Source organism: Dyella sp. Tek66A03, assembly GCF_052567735.1.
Genome location: NZ_CP199584.1, coordinates 3416675 through 3436465, shown reverse-complemented (window position 1 = coordinate 3436465; position 19791 = coordinate 3416675). Strand labels below are relative to the sequence as shown.

17 protein-coding genes are annotated in these 19791 nt (G+C 60.5%); 11 read left to right on the top strand and 6 right to left on the bottom strand.

The features are described from left to right. Positions 1-32: 32 nt before the first annotated feature. The 3 genes from ACT01B_RS15230 to ACT01B_RS15220 form a co-directional block, all read right to left on the bottom strand. Positions 33-614 (bottom strand): TetR/AcrR family transcriptional regulator, encoded by a 582-nt coding sequence (locus tag ACT01B_RS15230; protein WP_445144079.1) that lies wholly within the window; start codon positions 612-614, stop codon positions 33-35. Between the two features lie 122 nt (positions 615-736). Further along, positions 737-1204, bottom strand: coding sequence for a nuclear transport factor 2 family protein (locus ACT01B_RS15225; protein WP_445144078.1), 468 nt, complete (start codon positions 1202-1204; stop codon positions 737-739). Positions 1205-1316: 112 nt separating this feature from the next. Beyond that, positions 1317-2303, bottom strand: a complete 987-nt coding sequence (locus ACT01B_RS15220; RefSeq protein ID WP_445144077.1) for an alpha/beta hydrolase — start codon at positions 2301-2303, stop codon at positions 1317-1319. A gap of 418 nt (positions 2304-2721) precedes the next feature. Here ACT01B_RS15220 and ACT01B_RS15215 point away from each other — a divergent pair, with 418 nt between their 5' ends. After that, positions 2722-3324, top strand: a complete 603-nt coding sequence (locus ACT01B_RS15215; protein ID WP_445144076.1) for a TetR/AcrR family transcriptional regulator — start codon at positions 2722-2724, stop codon at positions 3322-3324. A gap of 116 nt (positions 3325-3440) precedes the next feature. On the opposite strand, the gene ACT01B_RS15210 is transcribed toward ACT01B_RS15215, so the two are convergent. Continuing rightward, complete coding sequence (locus ACT01B_RS15210; protein ID WP_445144075.1) at positions 3441-5249, bottom strand: hypothetical protein; 1809 nt, start codon at positions 5247-5249, stop codon at positions 3441-3443. A 485-nt stretch (positions 5250-5734) separates the two neighbouring features. Here ACT01B_RS15210 and ACT01B_RS15205 point away from each other — a divergent pair, with 485 nt between their 5' ends. Next, the gene (locus ACT01B_RS15205; protein WP_445144074.1) at positions 5735-5992 is read left to right on the top strand and encodes a hypothetical protein; all 258 of its coding nucleotides are present in this window, start codon (positions 5735-5737) and stop codon (positions 5990-5992) included. 296 nt (positions 5993-6288) lie between these two features. Here ACT01B_RS15205 and ACT01B_RS15200 read toward each other — a convergent pair whose 3' ends face one another. After that, positions 6289-6648 (bottom strand): hypothetical protein, encoded by a 360-nt coding sequence (locus tag ACT01B_RS15200; RefSeq protein ID WP_445144073.1) that lies wholly within the window; start codon positions 6646-6648, stop codon positions 6289-6291. A 157-nt stretch (positions 6649-6805) separates the two neighbouring features. Between ACT01B_RS15200 and ACT01B_RS15195 the strand changes: the two genes are divergently transcribed. From ACT01B_RS15195 to ACT01B_RS15175, 5 genes are all read left to right on the top strand, one after another. Continuing rightward, positions 6806-9847: a two-component regulator propeller domain-containing protein gene (locus tag ACT01B_RS15195; protein WP_445144072.1), complete on the top strand. Its 3042-nt coding sequence runs from the start codon at positions 6806-6808 to the stop codon at positions 9845-9847. A 2-nt stretch (positions 9848-9849) separates the two neighbouring features. Beyond that, positions 9850-10488 carry a response regulator gene (locus tag ACT01B_RS15190; RefSeq protein ID WP_445144071.1) on the top strand — a complete coding sequence of 213 codons (639 nt, stop codon included), beginning with the start codon at positions 9850-9852 and terminating at the stop codon, positions 10486-10488. Positions 10489-10835: 347 nt separating this feature from the next. Continuing rightward, on the top strand, positions 10836-11801 hold the full coding sequence (locus ACT01B_RS15185; RefSeq protein ID WP_445144070.1) for an alpha/beta fold hydrolase: 966 nt from the start codon (positions 10836-10838) through the stop codon (positions 11799-11801). A gap of 90 nt (positions 11802-11891) precedes the next feature. Continuing rightward, the gene (locus ACT01B_RS15180) at positions 11892-12386 is read left to right on the top strand and encodes a cupin domain-containing protein (protein ID WP_445144069.1); all 495 of its coding nucleotides are present in this window, start codon (positions 11892-11894) and stop codon (positions 12384-12386) included. A gap of 364 nt (positions 12387-12750) precedes the next feature. Then, on the top strand, positions 12751-13362 hold the full coding sequence (locus ACT01B_RS15175; protein ID WP_445144068.1) for a hydrolase: 612 nt from the start codon (positions 12751-12753) through the stop codon (positions 13360-13362). Between the two features lie 581 nt (positions 13363-13943). Here the strand turns inward: ACT01B_RS15175 and ACT01B_RS15170 are convergent. After that, on the bottom strand, positions 13944-14627 hold the full coding sequence (locus tag ACT01B_RS15170; protein WP_445144067.1) for a TetR/AcrR family transcriptional regulator: 684 nt from the start codon (positions 14625-14627) through the stop codon (positions 13944-13946). 126 nt (positions 14628-14753) lie between these two features. On the opposite strand from ACT01B_RS15170, the gene ACT01B_RS15165 reads away from it, so the two are divergent. From ACT01B_RS15165 to ACT01B_RS15150, 4 genes are read left to right on the top strand one after another with little or no spacing between them, the layout of a single operon-like run. Next, complete coding sequence (locus ACT01B_RS15165) at positions 14754-15767, top strand: HlyD family efflux transporter periplasmic adaptor subunit (protein ID WP_445144066.1); 1014 nt, start codon at positions 14754-14756, stop codon at positions 15765-15767. Then, on the top strand, positions 15760-17538 hold the full coding sequence (locus ACT01B_RS15160; protein WP_445144065.1) for an ATP-binding cassette domain-containing protein: 1779 nt from the start codon (positions 15760-15762) through the stop codon (positions 17536-17538). Before ACT01B_RS15165 ends, ACT01B_RS15160 begins: the two co-directional genes overlap by 8 nt. Then, entirely contained in the window at positions 17535-18665 is a 1131-nt protein-coding gene (locus tag ACT01B_RS15155) for an ABC transporter permease (RefSeq protein WP_445144064.1), read from the top strand. The genes ACT01B_RS15160 and ACT01B_RS15155 overlap by 4 nt, the downstream gene beginning before the upstream one ends. 1 nt (position 18666) lies before the next feature. Further along, the gene (locus ACT01B_RS15150) at positions 18667-19782 is read left to right on the top strand and encodes an ABC transporter permease (protein WP_445144063.1); all 1116 of its coding nucleotides are present in this window, start codon (positions 18667-18669) and stop codon (positions 19780-19782) included. Positions 19783-19791: the final 9 nt, after the last annotated feature.

The window sequence follows — 19791 nt, the reverse complement described above, 5'->3', positions numbered from 1 at the left end:
CAATAATTGAGCAAATAAAAATGCCTGGTCCGTCAGTTGGACAGGCTCCTCAGCGTGTAGGCAACGATGTTGCGGGACGTGGCGGGTGCGGCCCCTCCACGTGCAGTGACCTTCAAGGCGGTCAGCGCGGCGGCCACGAACTGGGCCGCGGCCTTGGGCTCGATCGTCTTGTCGATTTCGCCCTTGTCCCGAGCTTCGTTGATCCATCGCGCCAGCGATTGTTCGAGCAATTTGCCGCTTTGGCGGGTGATGCTAAGTACGTCCTCGTCGGACGTGCCGAACTCGCAAATGGCGTTGACACCCATGCAAGCCGACGCTTCGGGGCGGCCATGGTGGCGCACGAAATGGACCAGTATGGCTTCGATGGCCTTCATCGGCGACGAGGCACCACGACCGACGTCAAGCAGCTCCGTCACGCTCTGCGTGTTGTAGCGTCGCAACGCCGCGAGATAGAGCGACCGCTTGTCGCCGAACGCGCCGTAGAGGCTCTGGCGCCCAATGCCCATGGCGGAAACGAGATCCTCAGTCGACGTGCCTTCGTAACCTTTCTCGCGAAAGACCCCAATGGCGATGTCGAGAACCTGGTCCTCGTTGAAGTTGCGTGGTCGAGCCATGGATGCATCCTGCCAGTTATGGAACAAGTAGTCAATAATTAGACTGGCCACGATGACAGTGGAATGCTTGAAAGCGCCGCGCTTCTTACCGATGATCAAGACGCGGCGGCTAGGCTGGTCGTTCAGAGCCCGAGATCGCTCAAGCCGGGGTGGTCATCGGGGCGACGCCCAAGCGGCCAGTGGAACTTGCGCTCGCTTTCGGCAATGGGCTGGTCGTTGATGCTCGCGTGGCGATAGGTCATGAGCCCTTGTTCGTTGAACTCCCAGTTTTCATTGCCATGGCTGCGGAACCATTGGCCGGAGTCGTTGTGCCACTCGTAGACGAAGCGCACGGCGATGCGGTTGCCGGCGTATGCCCAGAGTTCCTTGATCAAGCGGTAGTCCAGCTCATGGTCCCATTTGCGCTGCAGGAAGACTTGGACGCTGTCACGGCCATCGACGAATTCCGCGCGATTGCGCCAGTGCGTGTCAGGCGCGTAGACCAAAGCGATTCGCGCGGGGTCACGGCTGTTCCATGCATCCTCGCCCATGCGGATTTTCTGAATAGCGGTTTCAACGGTGAACGGTGGTACGGGGGGACGGGTTTCCATAGGAGCACCTCGACATGGGATTTGGATGGACGTGCCGACTCACCTTGGGTGAGTTGGCACGTCGGACTGCGGGCTTCGGAAAGGTATGAATCGCTTGGCGCACAACGACGCATCAGTGCGACAGGTGCTCGCGTATGCCTTCGCTGGCTTGTTGCAAGGCCGCTTCCGTGGAGGGCACATGGCGCAAGGCGTTTAGCAACACGAAGTCGTGGATGGTGCCGTTGTAGCGCACCGCGTTCACCTCTACACCAGCGGCCTTGAGCTTGCGCGCATAGGCTTCGCCCTCGTCGCGCAGCGGATCGTTCTCCGCGGTGATCACCAGCGCCGGCGGCAGGTCCTTGAGCTCGGCCGTGCTGGCACGCAGCGGCGACACGTAGGGGTTGTCACGCGTCTTGGCGTCTGGCGCGTACAGGTCCCAGCCGTACTTCATGAAGTCGCGGGAAAGGAAGCGGCCATCGCCGTATGCGTGGTACGACGCCGTGTCCACACTGGCGTCGGTGGCCGGGATCAGCAGGACCTGGTAGCTGATCTTGGGGCCATTGCGATCCTTGGCCATCAGGGTGAGCGCGGCAGTCATATCGCCGCCGACCGAATTGCCGGCCACCGCGATGCGGCTGCCGTCAGCGCCGAAGTCGCCGGCGTGCTGTGAAACCCACTTCAGCGCGGCGTAGCTCTCTTCCAGCTGGGTGGGGAACTTGGCTTGCGGCAGCGGGGTGTATTCGACGAACACGCCGACCTGGCCAGAGCCCACCACCAAGTCGCGCAGCAGGCGCTGGTGGTTCTGGAAATTGCCGACGATCCACACGCCGCCGTGGATGAACAGCAGCACGCCTGGCTTACCCTGTACGTGATCGGGCTTCATGATGTAGACCTTCACCGACCGGCCATCCTGGGTGATGGTCTGCACGGTCGTGGTCACCCCCGACATGTCGACTGGGGTCTGCGCCTGCAAGCCAGTGAGGATCTCCTGGGGCTTGGGCTGGGGAAGCGTCCAGAATGGGCTGGCGTCCTTGTTGATCTGGACCAGGAATGAGCGAATCTGCGGATCCAGGTTCGAGTCGGTAGCGACATCGGTAGCGGCGTAGGCGGCGTGATTCATGACGGAAGCTCCCATTAGGAGGGTGGCGGCTAGAAAGGCATGGCGTTTCATGGTCATAGGCTCCGGTGAGGGGTGGCACGCGGGGTAAGCGCGGCTCTGCCCTAAGTGGTGATCGAGGTTTGGTGACTGACTTGTCGAGTCCTGCTGCCGTCCCGGCAACGGTGGCGGCACGTAGACAGGTCTGTCTACATGGCCAAGGTAATCCATGTAGACAGACTTGTCTACATTTATTTTTGTACTGGCTTGAGCGCGCCTGGCCGGGCGCGACAGGCGGGACGCGACGGGTGCAAGAAAACGGTCTGGCGACCGCTGGAATGTGGCCAAGGCTTGGATGGCTTGCTTGGTCCTGGGCAGCGCTAGCAGGGTTGTTGCAGGTCGCGTCCTGGCGTATGTAGACAATTCTGTCTACAATGCCCGCATGGCCAAGTCCTCAACCCGCACTTCAGCCGAATCGCTGCCCGCGCGTGAGCGCATCGTGCGCACCGCGCACGACCTCTTCTATCAGGACGGCATTCGTGCAACCGGTATCGATCGTGTCATCGCCGAGGCCGGGGTCACCAAGGTCACGTTCTATCGGCACTTTCCCAGCAAGAACGACCTTGTGCAGACCTATCTGGAATATCGCCACGAGCGTTGGATGAGCTGGTTCAGGGACGCCCTGGCGCGCCGCAAGGAAGAGGGCGTGAACGCCGTGATTGGCGCGTTGCGCGAGTGGTTCACGCAAGACACATTCCGCGGCTGCGCTTTTATCAACACGGTCGTGGAGTTGGGCACCAGCGTGCCGACCTTCGAGCAGACCTCGCGGGAGCACAAGCAGGAGATGGCCGAGGCTATCCGCGCCTTGCTGCCACCCGGGGCAGCCAACGAGCTGGAAGCATCGGCCATCGCGCTCGCCGTGGATGGCGCCTGCGTTCGCGCCCAGTACACACACAGCGCTGATGAAGCGTTGGAGCCACTGACCTTTCTGCTGCGAGCGTTGCAGGCCTCACACGAGGCCGAACAGCAAACCGGGGGTAGTTAAGACACGCGACACCGGGGATAGAGGCGTCCAAGTGTCATGTAACTTCCCCCGGTGTCTTTTCCGATCCCGTTTCCGTCGATCGGGCAGCTAATGCAAATATCGCAAGAGGGCTTGGATCAATCGAGCCCAATCCAGCGATGCATCTCGGCCATCGCCAGGGCCAGTTTCGGACCACGTCGGAATACTCGCTCACGCCTCTCACGCTCAGCCCGGATGGCCACCCAGGCGTCAAGGTAGGCTGCCAGTACATCGGCGTCGCACTCGTAGCGCGCCAGGGCCTCGGGTGTTGCCGATCGCAGCGCCACTGCGCCGTTGTAGCCTCCAAAGCCCTGAGTGGCGCAGATCGCGCCGCCATTGGCATTGCCAGGTGACGGCTCCGCCTGCAGCAGGAAATGGCCAGCGACGTCGGCCAGGTCCGGGTCGAGCCGACGTAACGTCGGCACGCCGGGGGCTTGGCGACCGAGCACGAACTGCAGGGCCTGCGATAGCGCCTTCAGACCCGTTTCGCCCATCGTATGACCATCGCCGACGGCCTTTGGCGTACCGACGAAAACCTTGGGCAGTTCGCCCTCAAACCCCTGTCGCTGCGCGGCGCCACGCAAGCCCGCCAACGCGGTGCCGAGGTCGGTCTTGGAGTTGGTGCGTGTGCCCGTGGCGTGCGCTGCCAGGTACTGAAATTCGCTCACGCCGTAGCCGTGACCCTGGTAGGCCATGTCAAGCGCTTGAACGAGGGCGTTCTCGCCTCCGAAACCGACGCCGGCAAAATGCGCCTTGCCGCCGGCTTCCGCGCTCTGGCCCCAGCCAACGATGATCGACGTGATGTCCAGCTGATTGCGCAATGCGAACTCAAGCGTGGTAACCAAGAGTCCCGAGCCGCCATGACCGACTACGGTGCCGTCGGCGTCCACGTCGAACGGAGCGAGCGAGTCGTGCACGCTCCGATTCATGCCGTCGACATGGGCCGCATTCTTGGCGGCGAGCTTCTCGCCGGTCATCAGCGCGCCGCCGCCAAAGGCCTCGAGAATGCCGTAGCTCGGTTGGAGAGCAGCGTCTGCGGCGGTGAGCAGCACGATCTGCGGCTTCTGGAAGCCGGGATAATCAAACAGCAGTTGGGGTGCGATATCCGCCAGGGCGACCAGGCTGGAAGCGCAGGCGCCCACGACCGTCATGGGCGTCTGCGGCACACGCATGAAACCGACATCGTCCGATTTAAGCGATTCGCGCAACGCCGGATTCTTCAGCACGCGGCTGATGCTGTACGACGGTGCCAGCATGGTCGACACCAGCGCCGGGCCGTGGGAGCCCAACGAATGCGACAGGCGCACGGCGAAGGTGTCCTTGGGCAAACCTCCCTCGGGCAACGGCGCATCCGGCCGCAGCCAGTGGCCAAGTGCTTCCATGCCACCAAAGGCGGTAGCCGAGACGACGCGGAAGCCGAACGGGTTGGGCACGAGTTCGGAGAGGGGACGCGGCAGTCCTGCCAGAGCACCGAGAGCGCCATAAGCAAAGAGCTGGGACTGCAACGACGGGCTGAGCAGCGGGTCGTCCTGGAAGAGTCCGTGCATATCTTTGAGACCCGAGCCACGGATATCGTCAAAGCGCAGCCCAGCCAGCCTGCGCAGGCCCACGGTTTCCAGATCGTGCGGAAGAGGTGCTGCGATGTCGGTAACCACACGCGGGGCAAGCGTTCGCACGCCCGGCACGTGGCGGATGCCGAGGTTTGCGCGCAGGGAATCACCATGCAGGCGCCTGAGGTCTTCCAGCGTGGCTCGCTCGCCCGCATGCTCGCCCGTGGCCCAGCGCATGCCGTGCACAGCGCTTTCAGCGGTTGGGTCGATTTCAACCAGGCCTGCGTCAAACGCCGCCAGTGGTAGGAATTCCTCGGACCGGGCCACCAGGGCCTGGTACGTTTCGGTGGAGCCCACTGCCGACATCGTGCAGGCCGTGCCGACAGTGACGAGAACTTGATCGCTTCGCAACATGTTTGGTGGGTATTGTTCTGGGTCAAAGCTTAAGTATAAACGCACTGCCGCGACCGCCGGTGCAGCTGGCGAGCCGGCGCTCCAAGACCGATCCAGTGCTGGCGTGGACCAGGTGCTTGCGCCGAGTGGGCATGACACCAAAGTCTGTCCGGGACGGATTACCAGAGTTTGTGCCGCAGAAGCACGTCATCTAGGTACTTTGCTGACGGCTAAACACCAAAGATTGTACATTGGCCTTTAGATCAGGCGCTTAGCTGGAAGGCTCGGCCGACGACAGGCGAACTTTGACGAGCAAAGTGTGTACTGCATTGGGGCTCGTCAGCTCTTCTGGCGGTCCGGAGAACGCTCCATGGGGCTGGCAGACGCGCCTAGCCTTGGCATTTCGCCACCTGCACCGTTGTCGTTACGCTGAGGTCGAGGAGACCACCATGCCCGACGCACCGATAGATGACGTACAAATCATCAACGAAGCCTATCAGGATCAACTCAAGAAACTATTCGGTGTCCTGTACGACAGCATCGCCGTTCAAGGTCTCGACGCCAAAGTCGCTGCGCAGAAATTCGCCGCCCAAGTAGTGCAGCTGCAAGCCGTCAAGCAGGCCGCCTCAGATGCGTTGCCTAAGTCTGCTTCCTTTGCACCGATGGCAAAGATCAAAAAGAGTGCGGCCAAGCGGACTCGACCCTAGCAGTCGCGGAAGTGCTCTCCGCCTCGAAGATGGCCTTTACAGAATCGCCTTGCGGCTGGGCTGGCCTTATCGACTAGCGAAGAACAGATATTTCGGTACCGCCGCTTAAGGCGGCTTCAAGGGGCAGCTCAGTTCTGGATGACGAGCAGCCATGGAGGGGCGGGGCCTTCGAAAAGGGTGCTCTCCTTGGCATGCATCCACGATTAAGAGGAAGCGTTTGCATCGCTTCCAGCCTCTGTGGGCCATAACCGCCTGGGAGTGAGTGAATCTCAGCCGCCCAGTCGGATGCCGTCAGATCAGTGGTCCAGCTTGATCACGCGCCGCCCAAAACGTCGTGCGTCGATCGAATATGCCCCGGGCCCGAGAATGGCCAGCGCAATGGCGTTGAACGCATGCAACAGCATCACGAAGCCCAAAGCGCCACCGAATGCCACAAAAGCCGACGCGGCTAGAACAGCGCTCATTCCTGCGGCCACACGTGAGAACAAGCCAAGAACCAGCGCAGCGGCGAGGATGGCGAACCCCACGATGGTCCATGTTGGCAGAGTGCCGAATTGGCTCGACGCCACAAAGACAAGTGATGCAGCGGAGAGTCGAAGCAGCAACAGTGCTGCACCGGGCGCGCCAGCTGGAAACATGGAGAACAGGGACTTCACGCTCGCAGACTAGAACGGCATCGTTTTTAATGCAGACCACATCAGGCTATGCTGGCCCCACTCTTTAGGGTGATGCGTGGCTAGCCCGTCTTCAGAACTATCGGGCCGACGCCCCGGTCAAGTCTGACCGTAGTTCCGGCGTTCAATGGAGCGGGCCTTGCAGAAACGGATGCTGATGGTCGTTTGCCTGACCTGCCTTTTCATTTGGGGTCGCGCAGCCGCGCTTGAACCAGACCGGGACATCAGGCAATTCCATCACACCACCTGGACGAATACCGAGGGGTTGCCGGCGGCGGTTTGGGCCATGGCGCAAACGCCCGATGGCTATCTTTGGCTCGGCACGGGCATGGGCCTGTACCGCTTCGATGGTTTGCGTTTCGAAGAAGTGCGGCCCTCTGGCGGTGGTGAATTATTGGGTGTGGATATCACCGCACTGGCTTCAACGCCTTCGGGTGACATCGTCATCGGTTACCAGAAGGGCGGAGTCTCCTTCCTCCACAATGGGAAGCTATCGAGCTACTCCCCACGGGACGGTGCGCCAGGCGATCTGGTGCTCGCATTTGCGCAGGACCAGGATGCCGTGCTTTGGGTCGCGGCCTTCGATGGCTTGAGGCGATTTGACGGTAAAAACTGGCTGAAGATCGGGCCCGCCCAGGGCTTGCCCGCCGCTTCAGTCTGGGACGTCGCCGTCGGACGTGACGGCACCCTCTGGGCGGAAACCATCGATGCCGTGTATGCCATGCAGCACGGCTCAGGGCGCTTTGAACGAATTGGCGAGCATCCCCAATCCCGGAGAAGTTTCGCACGCGCTGCAGATGGTCGCCTTTGGGCGTCAGATGCCGAGCACTCCCCGACAATTCTCCCAGAATTTACATCGCCCGATGGGCGAACGACGAATCGTCTCTCAACCTCCGCTCGCAGCCTATTCGACCGAGATGGCACGCTTTGGGGCGTTGACCGACAAGCCGGGCTCCGCCGCATACGGTTCCGAGAGAAACCTGGGGCATCCGGTGAACCGCCGCAGCCCGGCGAAATGGACACGTTCACGCTCAAGGACGGTCTTTCCTCCGACATCGCCACGTCTGTATTTGAGGATCGGGAAGGCAACATCTGGGTCGGATCGAACCTTGGCCTCGACCGATTCCGGCACGCCAACGTGGTGGTCGAATCGGCAATATCGCAAACATCGCAACATGGATATCGCGCGGCCACGGCCGATCACGGCACGCTCTACATTGCAGGTGCGGGTTCGCTGTATCGCATTCGGCCTGATGGACCGCCGGAGGCGGTCGTGCCCTTGCGGACGCCTCCCGATGTCATCTTCGCCGCCAGCAATGGCGATGTCTGGATTGGTGACATCAATGGCCTTCAACGCTGGGCAAACAACGCCATGCTGGAAGTTGCTTTGCCTCACGGAAGCGAGGGAAGGCAAGTGTGGGCCGCCACGGAAGATGAGTCCGGCGTTCTTTGGATATCAGTGGCCGACAAGGGGATTTTCCGTTTCGACGGTCACGCCTGGTCTCCCGTCCAGGTCCGTCCAGATCTGTCGAACAGACCACCCTTCATCATGCAAAGGGACCGACAAGGAGGCATCTGGCTCTATTACCTCAACGGTGCGCTTCTGCGCATCGCGGGCGAGAAGGTGCAATCGTTTGCCGCGGGGGACGGTCCCAATATCGGGGTGATCGAAGTGATTTATCCCGATTCCGCTGGAGGTGTCCTGTTTGGCGGCGAGTTCGGTCTTGCGCGATTCGATGGACACCGGTTCCACACATTGCGTTCGTCAGTGATTCCATCCTTGACCCTCGCATCAGGGATCGTTGAGACCCCTCAGGGTGAGACATGGATCAACACCCAGATGGGCATCGTCCGAACAGCGACGAAGGACCTGGCTCTTGCGCTTGAAGAAGCTGGTCCCGCGTTGAACTACGAACTCCTGAACTTCCGCGATGGCCTCCCGGGTGTCGCCGAGCAGGACTCGTTCTCCAATACCGCCGTCCGTGGGCCGGACCATCGTCTCTGGTTCATCACCAGTCACGGCATCGCGTGGGTCGATCCCACGCATGTATACAAGAACACCCTCCCTCCAGCTGTTCTGATCCGATCGCTTACCGCCAATGGCCGGGAGTACCCCGCTCCGACGCGGCTATCCTTACCCGAAGGTGTCGCAAACCTGCAGATCGACTACACCGCGTTGAGCCTTTCGACGCCTGAGCGCGTGCATTTCCGTTACCGCCTCGAGGGAGTGGACGCGAATTGGATCGATGCCAATGGGCGTCGCCAGGCCTTCTACACCAAGCTCGCGCCGGGCCAATACACGTTTAATGTCGTCGCTGCGAACGGCAGCGGTGTATGGAACAACGAGGGTGCCACTCTCGCGTTCGTCATCCCACCCACCTTCACCCAGACAAAGTGGTTTCTGTTGCTGTGCATTGCCGCAGGCATGGGGGTCGCCTGGCTCTTGTACTCAATGCGACTGCAGCAAGTCGCCGCCCGCATCCGCGTGGGTCTGGAGGAGCGTCTGGCGGAGCGCGAACGTATCGCGCGCGAACTGCATGACACCCTTCTGCAAGGCTTTCAAGGCTTGATGCTGCATTTTCAGAGCGTGGCGGACAGCATGCCGCCTGGCCAGCCCGCCCACGAGCTGATGGAGCGGGCGTTGGAGCGCGCGGATGACGTCCTGGTTGAAGGACGCGACCGCGTAAGCGACCTTCGCGCGATTGACTGCCACGGCGACTTGGCACTCGCCTTTGCCGCGGCGGTGAAGAAGCTTACACCGGACCCACTCGTCAAATTTCTCGTTGCCGTCGAGGGGGCGTCGCGCAGTCTCCATCCTCTTGTTCGGGCGGAGGTCTTCAAGATTGGCAGTGAAGCCATCTTCAACGCGTTTCGGCACGCCAGGGCCGAGAGCATTGAGGTTGGCTTTGTGTATCAGCGTAAACAGTTCATCATGCGCGTCCGCGACGATGGCATTGGTATTGATCCGGACATTCTTGAGCGCGGAGGCCGGCAAGGCCACTTCGGGCTGACTGGCATGCGCGAGCGTGCCGAAAAAATCCGGGCGGAGCTCACGCTGGCGAGCCGGACGGGCGCCGGCACGGAGATCGAACTGGTCGTTCCCTCCAAGGTGGCCTATGCCATCACGCGTGACCGGCGATCATTACTAGCACTTCATCGCTTCTTCGCCTTACTGGATTGAGCATGTCCTTGAACGAATCCAATCCATCGATTCGCATCCTGTCCGTTGATGACCATCCCTTGCTTCGCGAGGGTGTGGCTGTGGTCATTGAGCGACAAGCCGATATGCTGCTGGTGGGGGAGGCTACCAATGGCGCTGAGGCCATCGATCTATACCGGCAGCTCAGGCCAGACGTTGTCCTGATGGACTTGCAGATGCCTGGCATGAGTGGCCTTGACGCGATCCGGGCGATCCGCGCCGAGTTTCCCAAAGCGCGCATCATCGTTCTGACGACATACGTTGGCGACGTTCAGGCCCTCGATGCGTTGAAGGCTGGCGCGGCTGGCTATCTCGCCAAGAGTTCGCTGCGCAAGGAACTACTCGATACGATCCGTACTGTTCACGCAGGGCGTAGCCATTTGACGCCCGCAGTGGCCAGTGCCATTGCCATGCATGCGATCGACGACGCCCTCAGCAGCCGGGAGGTGAACGTCCTGCGTTTGGTTGCCGCTGGCAAATCCAACAAGGAGATCGCCGGGCAGCTTGTGATCTCAGACGACACCGTGAAGGCGCATTTGAAGAATATCTTCGCAAAGTTGGCTGTCGGCGACCGCACGCTTGCCGTCACCGTTGCGGTCAGGCGGGGCATCATCGAAATCTAGACCTTTGGTCCTCCGATCCGCTTCGCAGTGCGGCGGTCACCGTCCTTGGATGGGGCGCCGCTCAATAGCGCCAGTCTGGCGCGCCTATCCCCCAACAGGGTAAGTCCGCACTCCCGCTTCTGTGGATGGCCCACTCGTGGCCCTCGACCTAGGATTTCCCGGGTCCAGAGACGCTTGTCATGTCTCCAACGTAGAGGGGATCAGCTCATGAATCGAATCAAGGTCCTTCAAGGCTGTGTGATGGTTGCACTGACCGTCGGTTATGAGTGCGAAGCCTGATTTACGTAACTGGCGCGATCGGTGGCAGTGGCAAATGGCTCAACAAGACTTCTTCAGGAGACCCCCCCATGAAAGGCTCGACCCTTAGCGGCAAATATCTGTTCGTGCTCTTCGCCTTATCGTTCACCTCACTTACTCCGGCCTACGCATCCCCCAATCCCGCTGACCCAACTGCCGCACAGACCGCGAAGAAGGATAGTGTGGGCATTGAAAGCCACGATGCCACCGTCAACGGCGTGAAGATTCACTACATGAAGGCCGGCAAAGGCCCGGTCGTGGTCCTGCTTCATGGTTATGCCGAAACAAGCCATATGTGGCTCCCATTGATTCCTCTACTGGCCAAGAACCACACCGTCATAGCGCCGGATCTGCGCGGAGCCGGCGACTCCGGCAAGCCTGACAGCGGCTACGAGAAGAAGAACATGGCCGTCGACATCCATGCACTCGTACAGTCGCTCGGCTACAAACATGTCCAGGTGGTTGGCCACGATATCGGCTTAATGGTGGCCTACGCATACGCTGCGCAATATCCGAGTGAAACCGATAGCGTCGTGCTGTTGGACGCCTTTCTTCCCGGTGTTGGCGACTGGACCCACGTGTGGCTTCTGCACGACCTATGGCATTTCCATTTCTACGGAGAAACGCCGCTCAAGCTGGTCGATGGTCGCGAGCGAATCTATTTCGAACACTTCTGGAATGATTTCGCGGCCGACAAGAACCACTCGCTTTCCGAAGCGGACAGGGAGTTCTATACCAAAGCGTATTCGCAACCTGGTGGCATGCGCGCTGGGTTTGAGTACTTCAAAGCCTTTCCGCAGGACGCGACCGATTTCGAAGCGCTGGCCAAGACCAAGCTGACGATGCCCATGCTGATTCTCAGCGGCGAAAAAGCAGGCGGGCAATTTCTCATCGATCAGGGACACCTCGTGGCAAACAATGTCGATGGTGTCATCGTCAAAGGTTCAGGTCATTGGTTGCTTGAAGAAGCGCCCGATCAGGTCATGCCACAGCTGGTCAAATTCCTCAATCGGTAACGGCTGTAGCTTTTGGCAAAGCGCGTACATCCAGGTACAGGCCTCGACCGAGGCCTTCTCCCACAGCGGAACCCCGCGGAGAAATAATCCATGAACCGAATCAAGGTCCTTCAAGGCTGCGTAATGGTTGCGCTGTTGGTTTCGTTTGAAGCCATGGCGCAAGTCCAGTCACCGGAACAGCGCATGAGTCCGGCGGAGATCGAAGCGCAGGCGCATTCGGGCGCAGGAACAGGAAGTTCCGGTGTTACAGGTATCCAGACCATCGCGCTCAAGGGTGACGCGACGAAGCCCGGCGTCTACATGATCCGCCTAGTGGTTCCGGCCCACACGAAGATCATGCCTCACGATCACCCTGACGACCGCGTAGCCACCGTTGTCTCCGGGACCTGGCTCTTTGGCTACGGCGATCAATTCGACGAAGCGAAACTGAAGGCCTTGCCGCCAGGCAGCTTTTACACCGAACCGCCCAAGCAGCCACATTTTGCTCAAACAGGTGACTCGGCCGTTGTTGTCGATATTGCCGGCTACGGACCTTCTGGCACTCATTACGAGAGTCAAAGCGACGAGCCCACGCACAAGAAGTAGGCATTGCATCGCCCCTTGTTCTTGTTCGAGAGAAGCAGGTCGTGGCCATCTGACTGACGTGTCCAAGCCCCGACCGCATGAGCAGTAGCGAGAAGACGCGCAGGATCCATGCTTCTTCTGGGTCGTAGTCCCCAACTCCGGACATTGGCTCATGGAAGAACAGCCCGCTACCACGATCGAAGCCATTCGATCGTTTCTCGCACAGAAGTAAGGACGTCCGGGAAAGCGGCATGACGCGGAAGTAACGGGCCTTGCTCTCCATCGTGGTCAGGGCCCTCTTGCCAGCATCGTCAGGCAGGGTCAATCAACGAGTCGCACTCAGCAACCCTTGGTCATCCAAGCCGTACCTAAATGGGAGCACGCCATGACGTCACCGAAAACCATTCGCGACCCGAAAGCCGACCACCTTTTGACACCGCAAAACGCAGCAGTCGTGATCATCGATTATCAGCCGGTTCAAGTGGCATCAATCGCCACGATGAACAAGCGCTCCCTGGTTTCAAACGTGGTGGCCGTCGCCAGAATCGCAAAGCTGTATGGATTGCCTGTCGTTCTTTCCTCAGTCAACGTGGAGACCGGCCTCAACAAGCCGACCATCCATCAAATTACCGATGTCTTGCCTGATCAAACGATCATCGACCGGACTTCGATCAATGCCTGGGAGGACGAAGAGTTCGTCGCCGCGGTCAAAGCTACCCAGCGTAAGAAGTTAATCATGGTCGCGCTTTGGACCGAGGTGTGCCTCGTATTCCCTGCGCTCGATGCGATGCACGCTGGGTTCGAGGTCTATCCCGTAGTTGATGCTGTTGGCGGAACGTCACTAGAGGCTCATCGCGCAGGGCTCGAACGCATCGTCCAGGCCGGCGCAAAGCCGGTAAGCTGGATTCAACTTGCGTGTGAACTGCAGAGGGATTGGCTCAGAAAGGAAACTGCAGCGGAATTCGCCCAGATTGTTTTCGCAGAGGTCGGCGATTGATTTCAAACGGCGAATTTGTGGCTGGCAGATAGCTTGAAATGCTCCATAGCGGAGTGTTTCTGCCGTTGCAGTGCGGCATCCGCAGCGAGTTGTCGCGGCGGATGCCGCTGGCTGGTCAAATGCTTGGAACGCTGATCTTGCTCAGCTTTATAGAAGGCTGGATCGACGAGGCTGGGCATTGAATCGACCAGGCTTCCCAAGACACTTGCGTGGCGTCGATTCCAAGGTCTTTGGGCAAGCCTCACCGTGAGGCCTGCGACTCTCTTCCCCGGGGGGGGGCAGTCCAGCTCTGCAGCGCAGCTCTCTACCGCGAAGGCCGGCAGTCCACTTCTCAGGAATGTTGGTGGCATCGCCGCGTCGTAGCTGGGGCCATGGCGGATCATTATTGGGCTGGTTAGCGCAGCCGCGCTGCTGTTCGGCCTTCGCCAACGCGTTCAGATTTTGCGCGCAAAGCGGCGCTCGGCTATCTGATGTGCAGGTCCGCCTCCGACCGAAGGCTGACATGGCTGGAACGGCAACGTCCTAACTTAGCTCTGCAAGCAACCACCTGCGGCGAGCTACATCCGTGCGGTTCGTCGGTATCATTTTCTACGGGTGACACGTGGCTTCGTCTTTATTCCTCTATCGGCGTAATCGCAGCGAATGGCCTCCAGGCCCGCTAGCGCGAACACGTGCAGGTGACGCGCGACCACCTGACCAGGCATGTGCAGCACATCGTTGAGCGGTCCTGGGACGCCGCGCTTGCCGACCAGCAGCATGCCGCACGGTGCCGCCACGCTGATGAGGCAACGCGTCAGTGCCGGATCGTCGATAGGAATGCCGGTGATATCCGCCAGGATCTGTCGGATCACGCGGATCTTGGGCAGCACTTCCGTCTGAAGAAGCACCTTCAAATGGGAAGTAGGGGCTGGCAGCTCCCGGGCCAGTACGCGGATGCTCCAACTGCGCTCACCCTGGGAGCGCTGGACTAGATGCTCGAAGAGTTTCATCAACTTATCGCTGGCTGACAGCTCACTGTCGGCCAGCGCTTTCAGATCGGCAAGGCTGACCAGCTGCGTATGGGCCTCCGCCAATACCGCCTGATAGAGGCCATTACGGCTCGCGAAATGGTAGTTGATCGAGGCCAGATCGACCTCAGCCCGCTCGGCGATGGCCTTGCTGGTCGTCTCGGCATAGCCACTGGTGGCAAAGAGTTCACCTGCAGCTTCAAGGATGCGGTTTCGGGTGGCTTCGCCGTCGCTACGGATGGCGCGGACCTTGCTCATGTCTGGATCTCTGATCGTACGGTTCGCCCGCCGGGTGCATGATGCGACCTATACAAATTAAAGACAATTTAAAGTTAATATTCGGCGCGTGGCAAAACCCATCACCAACCCAGGATGTTGCCCCTCATGAAGAAAGCGCTTATTGCCGGTGTGGCCGTCCTTCTGGTGCTCGTGATCGCTGGGCTGCTGTGGTGGCACCACCGTATTGCACAGGACAACGACCACGTGGTCCTGAACGGTAACGTCGATATCCGCCAGATATCGCTCGCCTTTGATGGCAATGGTCGGGTGTTGCAGTTGAGGGCAGAGGAAGGCGACCAGGTTAAGGCGGGGCAGGTGCTGGGCCTGCTGGATACGCGCACGCTCGCGCTGCAGGCGGCTCAGGCGCAGGCACAGATCGATGTGCAGCAGCAAAACCTGCTGCGTCTTCAGCACGGCTCGCGTCCGCAGGAACTGGCGCAAGCAAAGAGTCGCCTGGCGGCCGCGCAAGCCAGCGCCGCCAAGGCGGCGCAAGACCTCGCCCGACTTCAGGACATCGCCGCCCAGACGCAGGGACACGGCGTGAGCCCCCAGGATCTCGACAGCGCACGCAGCAATGCGCAGGTCACGCGCGCACAAGCCGACGAGCAACAGCAGGCATTGCGCCTGACGGAACTGGGGCCACGCGAGGAGGAGGTGGCTGGTGCCGAGGCACAGTTGAAGGCATCGCAGGCTCAGCTCGCCGTGTATACGCACGAGATCAAGCTGGGTGAGTTGATTGCCCCGGCGGACGCCGTTGTGCGATCACGCTTATTGGAGCCCGGTGACATGGCGACGCCGCAGCGACCGGTATTCACGCTGGCACTCACGCAGCCCAAGTGGGTGCGGGTCTATGTCAGCGAGACCCAGCTGGCCCTCGTCAGGCCGGGCATGACTGCGAGCGTCACGACGGACACCCACCCCAATCAACCCGTCCAAGGCACCGTCGGATTCATCTCCTCCACCGCTGAATTCACGCCGAAAAGCGTACAGACGGAAGAGCTGCGCACCAGTCTTGTATACGAAGTGCGTGTGTTGGTGCAGGACGCCAACAACGCGCTCCGGCTGGGGCAGCCCGCCACCGTGCGCATCGATGTATCGGCGGAACGCCACGATGGCTGATAACGGGCCCACCATCGTTGCCAAAGGATTGCGCAAGTCGTTCGCCGGACCAGACAAGAAGTCGATACACGCGGTCGATGACATCGCGCTGACCGTCAAGGCTGGTGAGTTGACTGCCTTGGTCGGCCCCGATGGCGCAGGCAAGACGACCCTGCTGCGCATGGTCGTCGGCCTCCTCAAGCCAGACGAAGGACAACTGCAGGTGCTGGGTATCGATGCGACGAAGGATCCGCAATCGATCCAGGATCGCGTCAGCTATATGCCGCAGCGGTTCGGTCTCTATGAAGATCTCAGCGTGCAGGAAAACCTGGATCTGTACGCCGACCTGCACGGCGTCAACCAGGACCAGCGCAAGCAGCGTTTGGAGCGTTTGCTCGCCATGACGGACCTCGCCCGCTTTACCAACCGCCCCGCCGGCCAGTTATCCGGCGGCATGAAGCAGAAATTGGGGCTGGCCTGCACGCTGGTTCGTTCGCCCGACCTGTTGGTGCTGGACGAACCCAGCGTAGGTGTGGACCCGTTGTCGAGACGCGATCTGTGGGAGATCGTCGAGCAGCTGATCGTCGATGAGCACCTGAGCGTGATCGTCAGCACCGCTTACATGGATGAGGCCGAGCGATGCGCGCAAGTGTTCGTCATGCATCAGGGCAAGCTACTGGCCGACGGCACGCCGGACGCGTTGCGCAAGCGTGCCAAAGGTCTCACCTACATCGTCGCTCCGCCGAAGGACGAGCCTGCCCGCGATCTGCAGGCCAAGCTGATCGACGCCAGCGATCTCATCATCGACGCCGTGCCCAGCGGCGGCAGCGTACGCTTCATTCGCCAGCCCGACGCCGATGCGGGAAAGCTGCAGCCATTGCTGCAGGGGTTGTCGCCCAAGGAGCGGCCCGAGGAACTCGAAGACGCGTTCATGATGCTGCTTCGTCAACATCACGGCGAGGACGCGCCGCCAGCCGCCACGGGCGATTCACTTGTCGAAAAGAAGGCGTCGGCAAGGGGCGACGGGAAGCCGGTGATCATCGTGCGCGATCTGGTGCGCAAGTTCGGTGACTTCAGGGCTGTTGCCAGCACCTCCTTCGAGGTTCAGCGTGGCGAGATTTTTGGCTTGCTTGGCCCCAACGGCGCGGGCAAGACGACCACGTTCCGCATGCTCTGCGGGTTGCTGCCGGCCACCAGCGGTCACCTTGAAGTGGCCGGACTGGATCTGCGCACGGCCCGTGCGCAGGCGCGCGGGCGAATCGGCTACGTGTCACAGAAGTTCGCGCTCTACGGCAATTTGAGCGTCAGCGAGAACCTGCAGTTTTTCGGCGGAGCTTATGGTCTGCGTGGGAACGCGCTTCGCTCACGCGTGCAGGCCATGCAGACCCAGTTTCAACTCGACCCAGACGCGATCAGCGGCGACATGCCGGGCGGGTACAAGCAGCGACTCGCCATGGCGGCAGGGTTGCTGCACCAACCCGACATCCTGTTCCTCGACGAGCCCACCAGCGGCATCGATCCGCTCGCGCGTCGTTCGTTCTGGCGCACCATCACAGCCCTGGTGCAGGGTGGCGTGACGGTGGTCATTACCACGCACTTCATGGAAGAGGCCGAGTACTGCGATCGCATCGCCATCCAGGATGCCGGGCGCGTGCTCGCGCTGGGTACGCCCCAAGAGGTGCGCGAAAAGGCGGGTACGGATCACGACGCGGACATGAACGCTGCGTTTATTGCCATCGTGGAGCAGGCGCGTGCCCATGAGAAACAAGCCGGCACGGAGAAAGCCGCATGAGCCGGTCTGGCTTTGCGCAATGCATGATTGCGCTGACTCGCAAGGAGGTTCGCCAGATGCTGCGCGACCGCAGCAACCTCGCGGTGGGCCTGGTGCTTCCGATCGCGCTGATTCTTCTTTTTGGTTACGGCCTTTCTCTGGATGTCGATCACTCGCCGGTAGCGGTGGTGATGGATGACACCTCGCCTGCCGCCCGTGAGGTGTTCACAGCCTTCCAGGGCACGCCTTACATCGATCCCATGTGGTCACCCAACATGCAGGATGCCCAGCGACGCATGCTGGCAGGCGATCTCGACGCCATCGTGCGCATCCCGTCCAATTTCTCGCGACGCTTGGCGGCGGGTGACGCGCAGATCCAGTTATTGCTCAACGGCGTCAATTCCACCACGGCATCCTCGGTCGAAGGCTACGTGATGGGGGCGCTAGCCAATCAAGGACTCAAGATGGCTGATCGTGCTGGCGGCAAAGCCGAGGGCGGCGGCGTGATCGTTCAGCAGCGCATGTGGTTCAACGAAGCGGGCATCAGCACGTGGTATCTCGTGCCAGGTTTGCTGGTATTGATCATGACGCTCACTGGCGCCTTCCTCACCTCGTTGCTGATTGCCCGCGAATGGGAGCGTGGCACGCTAGAGCCATTGTTCGTGACGCCGGTGAGGTCGCTGGAGCTGGTGCTCGCCAAGCTCGTGCCATACGTCGTCGTCGGTCTCATCGACATGACCATGTGCCTCATCGCGGGGCGTTGGCTATTCGGCGTGCCCATTCGGGGTTCGCTGATCGTGGTGGTGCTGGCATCGTTTCTCTATCTAGTCGTGTCGCTATCGATGGGACTATTCATCTCGGGTGTTACGCGTAATCAGTTCCAGGCCAGCCAAATCGCGCTACTCACCAGTTTCATGCCGGCCATGATGCTTTCTGGTTTCGTGTTCGACTTGCGCAATGTGCCTGTCGTCATCCGCGTGATCGGTGAGGTCTTGCCGGCCACTCACTTCATGAATCTGATCAAGACACTGTTTCTGGCAGGCAACAATACCGCCATCGTTCTACGTGAGTGCGGCATCCTGGCGCTTTACGCATCGGTCCTGATCGTTGCGGCGCGTCACACGCTGCGCAAGACATTGGACCGATGATATGAGCGCATTCATTGCCCTGTTGGCGCAGATCGGCGCGCTTTGCCGCAAGGAGCTGCTCGCACTGCTGAAGGAGCCGTCCAGTCGTGCCATTCTCATTGCGCCCGCACTGATGCAGGCACTGCTGTTTGGTTATGGCGCGACTTACGATCTCAACCACGTGGCCTACGCGGTGCTTGATCAAAGCCGAGGAAGGGCCTCCACGGAAATTCTCAACCGCCTGGACGGAACGGGCGTGTTCGAGCGCAAACGCACGCTGACGTCGCCGCGGGATATCGCAAAAGTCATCGATGATAACGACGCGTTGATGGTCATCAGCATTCCCTCGGATTTCGAGAATCGACTGTCGGCCAATCAGTCCGCACCGCTGCAGGCGATCCTCGATGGCCGCAACTCGACGACCGCGGCAACGGCTGGCGCGTATCTCGGCAACATCGTGGCTTCCTATAATCAGTCCCTGGGCCATGCCAGTGGCGGCATAAGCGTGGAGCGGCGTGCCTGGTTCAACCCCAACCTCGAGGCACGCTGGAACATCATGCCGGCGTTGATCGCTGCCCTGAGCATGCTACAGACGCTGTTGATCGCCTCGCTGTCGGTGGCGCGCGAGCGAGAGCAGGGCACGTTCGATCAGTTGCTGGTGACGCCGATGACGCCCATGCAGATTTTGGTGGGTAAGGCGTTACCATCGATTGCGGTGGGTCTGGTTCAGTCCACCATTATCTTTTTGATCATACGCTTCTGGTTTCAGATCCCGCTTGTAGGCTCGGCGTGGCTTCTCTATCTGGGCCTGTTCACCTTTACGGTTGCATCGGTCGGCATCGGGTTATCCATTTCCGCGTTGTCACTGACCATGCAGCAAGCCATGCTCTATACGTTCTTTCTGATCATGCCGCTCATGCTCTTGTCGGGACTGCTGACGCCCGTGCGTAACATGCCCGTCGTGCTGCAGTTGGCCACGTATGTGAATCCGCTGAGGTTTGGCATGAGCATCGTGCGTCGCGTGTATCTGGAAGGCGCTGGAATAACGGACGTCGCCACCGACTTCATACCCCTGCTGATCATTGCCGCGATCACGCTGCCACTGGCGGCGTGGCTCTTTCGCCACCGCCTCGCCTAAGGCCACACC